Source organism: Planctomycetota bacterium (assembly GCA_038746835.1).
GTDB lineage: Bacteria > Planctomycetota > Phycisphaerae > Tepidisphaerales > Tepidisphaeraceae > JBCDKH01.
On sequence record JBCDKH010000257.1, the window covers coordinates 1 to 3802 of the forward strand.

4 protein-coding genes are annotated in these 3802 nt (G+C 63.0%); 2 read left to right on the top strand and 2 right to left on the bottom strand.

Annotated elements, in window-relative coordinates; genetic code table 11:
• Positions 1-189 (top strand): transcriptional regulator (locus tag AAGI46_16170; protein ID MEM1013744.1); only part of this gene is annotated, 189 nt, incomplete at its 5' end.
• Positions 190-240: 51 nt separating this feature from the next.
• Here the strand turns inward: AAGI46_16170 and AAGI46_16175 are convergent.
• Positions 241-606, bottom strand: a complete 366-nt coding sequence (locus AAGI46_16175; GenBank protein ID MEM1013745.1) for a hypothetical protein — start codon at positions 604-606, stop codon at positions 241-243.
• 420 nt (positions 607-1026) lie between these two features.
• On the opposite strand from AAGI46_16175, the gene AAGI46_16180 reads away from it, so the two are divergent.
• Positions 1027-1503: a hypothetical protein gene (locus AAGI46_16180; GenBank protein ID MEM1013746.1), complete on the top strand. Its 477-nt coding sequence runs from the start codon at positions 1027-1029 to the stop codon at positions 1501-1503.
• Positions 1504-1595: 92 nt separating this feature from the next.
• Here AAGI46_16180 and AAGI46_16185 read toward each other — a convergent pair.
• On the bottom strand, positions 1596-3802 hold a 2207-nt coding region (locus AAGI46_16185; GenBank protein ID MEM1013747.1), incomplete at its 5' end, for an MYXO-CTERM sorting domain-containing protein.

The following is a 3802-nucleotide window of genomic DNA, read 5'->3' on the forward strand; positions in this document are numbered from 1 at the left end:
CACGACGTGCACCGCGCCACCGCCGCGCGCTGGTTGGTCTCCGCCCGGGAGACCTTAGCCAAAGACACGCAACGGATCCTCCGGGCCCGCCTTCACGTGACGCAGTCGGAGATCGAGAGTCTGCACCGCCTGGTCCGCAGTGACCTCGACGTGAGCCTCTGCCGCATCCTCTCTGAAGACGACGAGTGAGGCTCATCTAGCCTCGCTTGCGCAGGTGATTCTGCGGTCGAGATGGTCTCGCTAGCCAAAGCCGCCGAAGTCGAGGAAGTAATCCCCCATGCATCCCGAGAAGCGCTCCTCTCGGTCGGCGCAGCTCGAGTAGTCGAATTCGTCTTCACTCGGACACTCGAATTCGTTCTCCCAGCAATCGTAGACGTCGTCGATCTCGTCGCCGCAATCCCGCGCTTCGGCGTCTTCGACGGCGCGCTCGAGCATGGCCACGCATTCGCTCTGATCGCTTTCGTCGCCCCCGCCCGAACACGCAAAGGCGTCCTCGCACATCGCTTCCGGTCCTCCCGAGCAGCCCGCCGCCGAGAGAAACCACGCAACGGTGGCCAGCGACGCCAGCCGTCGACGGCGCGCCCTCAGATCTAATTTTCCCTTCATTCTCGCCTCCTCTGGCCCGAGATGGACCCGTTGGACGTCACTCCCAGCGAGATGCGAGGCAACCTAGCGCAAAGCTCGACGCCGCGGTAGCTGCGCCTCATGCTCATTGGCCGGTGGCCACTCGGCGGACTCGTTCCCGTGAGCACAGCCGAGGGAAGCGGATCCCATACCGAAGCGCGCACAGGCGCCCGGCTGGGGTGCACGTGCAACGCCAGGACGGGCTTGGCGTTCCTCGACATGACGCTGAAGGCGATGCTTCCTGGGCGCCCGGGCGGAAAGCCAATTGGCTCGGCTCAAGTTCTCCCGTTGCGCGCCGTTTCCTCTGACGAGCGGTATTGGGCCATCCAGGGCCTTCGGCCGCGCCTGCCCCCTCCCGAACACCCCCGCGACGCGGACAAGTGTCGTCGCCTCGGAGAGCCCATGAACGAAACGAAGAAGAAAATTGTCGCTACGATTTCGGCCTTGACTGCCATGCACCTGACGGCCTGCAACATGCCGGTCGACGACGACGGGGGTGACCCCTTCCGCGACGCCCAGGAGCTGTCCACTGCGGAGTCGTGTATCCAGTCGGTTCGGGCTTACGGCGAACTGACTCAAGAGACCCGCGGTTTGGTCCTGAATTGGGGGGATGAGTGTCTTGGCGAGCCGGTTCGCGCGGTCCTTGCGAGCGAAGACGGTTCGTTTGCGGAGGAGGCCGACGTTCGCGTAACCGGGGAACTCCTTGTAGGTAACGCGGGCTGGTCTTTATCCGGAGGCCTGGTATCGCGGAGCGGGGAGCCGTCCTTGGTGGCGGAGGTCCTCGACGTCGAAGGGGAAGTCGTAGCGTCGCTCGCGTTGGCGCTTCTGGAACGTGACGAATCACAGATTCGGGTTCAGGGGACGGTGAACTGGCGCTAGCGGCAACGAGGCCGCAGAGTGAAGCACTCTGCGGCCTCGTGATGGGTACGATGCTCCTGCCTTAGGATGCGCGGAGGAGCGTCGACCTGCCCCTACCGACGGCGGCGACGGCGGGCAGCCACAACGAGCATGCCACCGAACACGAGCAGGCTCGTCGGGGGGGCCTGGCTCCTGGACGAGCCTGGCGTACTGCAAGAGCAGCCACCATCGTCGTCCGAACCGTCGTCGTCACCGTCCGCATCGCCGCCAGCGCCGCCGTCACCCCCGCTTCCACCGGCGCCCGTGGTCGTCGTCGGCCCGCCGCCGCCCACGCCGCTCGTGTCGGTGCCATCACCTTCGACGATGATGACATAAGGGCTCTCGTCAGGATCATCGTTACCGATGCTGACCTCGAAGCTGAACGGCCCCGCGGCCGTCGGCGTGTAGCTGACGGCAAACGTGGTCGTTTCGGTCGGAGCAAGCACACCCATGGGCGCCACCGTCAGAGCCGCCGTAGTGTTGGCAGCGTTGAGAACGTTGATCCCCTGCAGGTTGAGGTCGATGTTCCCTGTGTTAACGATGGTGTACACGAGTTCCTGGGCCATCTCGACAGGCTGGTCTCCCTGACCGTCGGTGGATCCGCTCGCGATTTCGGTTCCGGCTGGTCGTTCCACGCTAATGTCGGGCGCGGGCGTCGTGGCGGTTCCGCTGATGGTGATCGTGTAGGACGAGCCCGTCAACGACGGTCCGTTCGTAGGCACGGTCAGGTCAAAGCTGAACGCGCCTAGCGCGGGCTCGAAGTCGACTACCAGTGTCTCCATCGCGCCGTTGGGCACCGTCAGATTCGCCGGTTGTGTGACCGTCACGTTGGAAACACCCATTTCGTTTGCCACAGTAAACCCGCCCGCGTCGAGGACAAGGTCGAGGTCGCCGCCATTGGCCACATTATAGGTCACCGATTGGGGCAAAGCAGGAATGCTCCCTTGAGCATCCGTGTCACCGTCCAAGAAAACGGTCGCACTGCGTTCGAGGACGAGCTCCGGCGGGAAGCCGACCTGGATTCGGTCGAAGTACATCCCGTCGGCGGGAATCGCCGTTTCATCGTTTCCCTGCCACCGGATCACGATGTTGTCGGTGTAATCGAGGCTCGCAGCATTGAGGACGTCGAAAAGATCGATGAAGTCTTCGTTCCAAACCTCATCGTTACCCGAGTTTTTCTCGAAGTGATAGACGGACCCGAGGTAGCTGCTGCCTCCATCGAGGGACAGAAATACGTTCTCCTCGGGGTCGTTTTCGTCGCCCGTGTGCGACCAACGGAAACCGACCCAGATGTGCTCGTTGTTGGCGACGGAGAACGCCGACATGTCGAAGGCGTACTGGAACGCTTGGCCGGCGAGGCTGTCGTAGTCGAGTTGAAGAAAGCTGGTGCCCGAGACGGGAAGCAGATTCCCCTGGCTGGTCACGAGCGTGATGAAGCCGTCGTTCCCGTAGTCGGTGGGGTTCCCGACAGGTCCAACTTCGTTGGCTGTTTGGAGCTTGGTTCCCTCGCCGTCCAAGCCGGTAAAGCTCGGGTCGAAAACGCTGAAGTCGTCTTCGAACGGGAAGGTGCTGATCACCGGATTGAGGGTGACCGTGTCCGCGGTGTACGGGGCACTGAGGGTCGTCGTCGGGGTTCCAGCAAATACGATGTCGGTGTTCGCCGCCACGCTGGCGACGATGGTGTTGCCCGGCATGGCGTTGACGGCCAATTCGGCGACGATGAAAAAGCGCTGCGTGTCAAAAGAGGGCAAGGCCGTTCCGCCGGTGCTGAGGGTCGCGCTTCCGCCACTCTGAGCAATCATCGCGGCGAGCTGGGTGTCGACGCTGATGTCGAAGAACCCGTCGCCATCGTCGGCAAAGAGATGCCAGAAGATGTCGGCATCCATGATGCTTCCGGCGTTGGTTACGGTAATGCTGTCGAGCGTCACAGGTCCAAGCGGCTGATCGAAGTCGAGGACGAGCACCGGAAACGGGCCGTGGGTTTCATGCAGCCCGTTGATGGTGGGAAGCGTCTCCGCCACCACCTGAGTGACGACGGATTCTGCCGGGAAGATGCCGGCCGCTTCGGCGACCACAAAATTGTCGATGGCAACGCCCTCGTCGATGCCTGAACCGTCGGAGCCAAACGCGATGCGGAGCAGGACGGAAGTTTCGCCGGCGATGGCCGCGAGGGAGTGGGAAGCGGTGAAGTAACCGCTAGAACTCCCCGTCCATGCGTCGTTGTTGTCGGTGTTCAAACCCGACGCACTGGCGTCGTTGTACCAGTTTTCGCCCGGTGTGG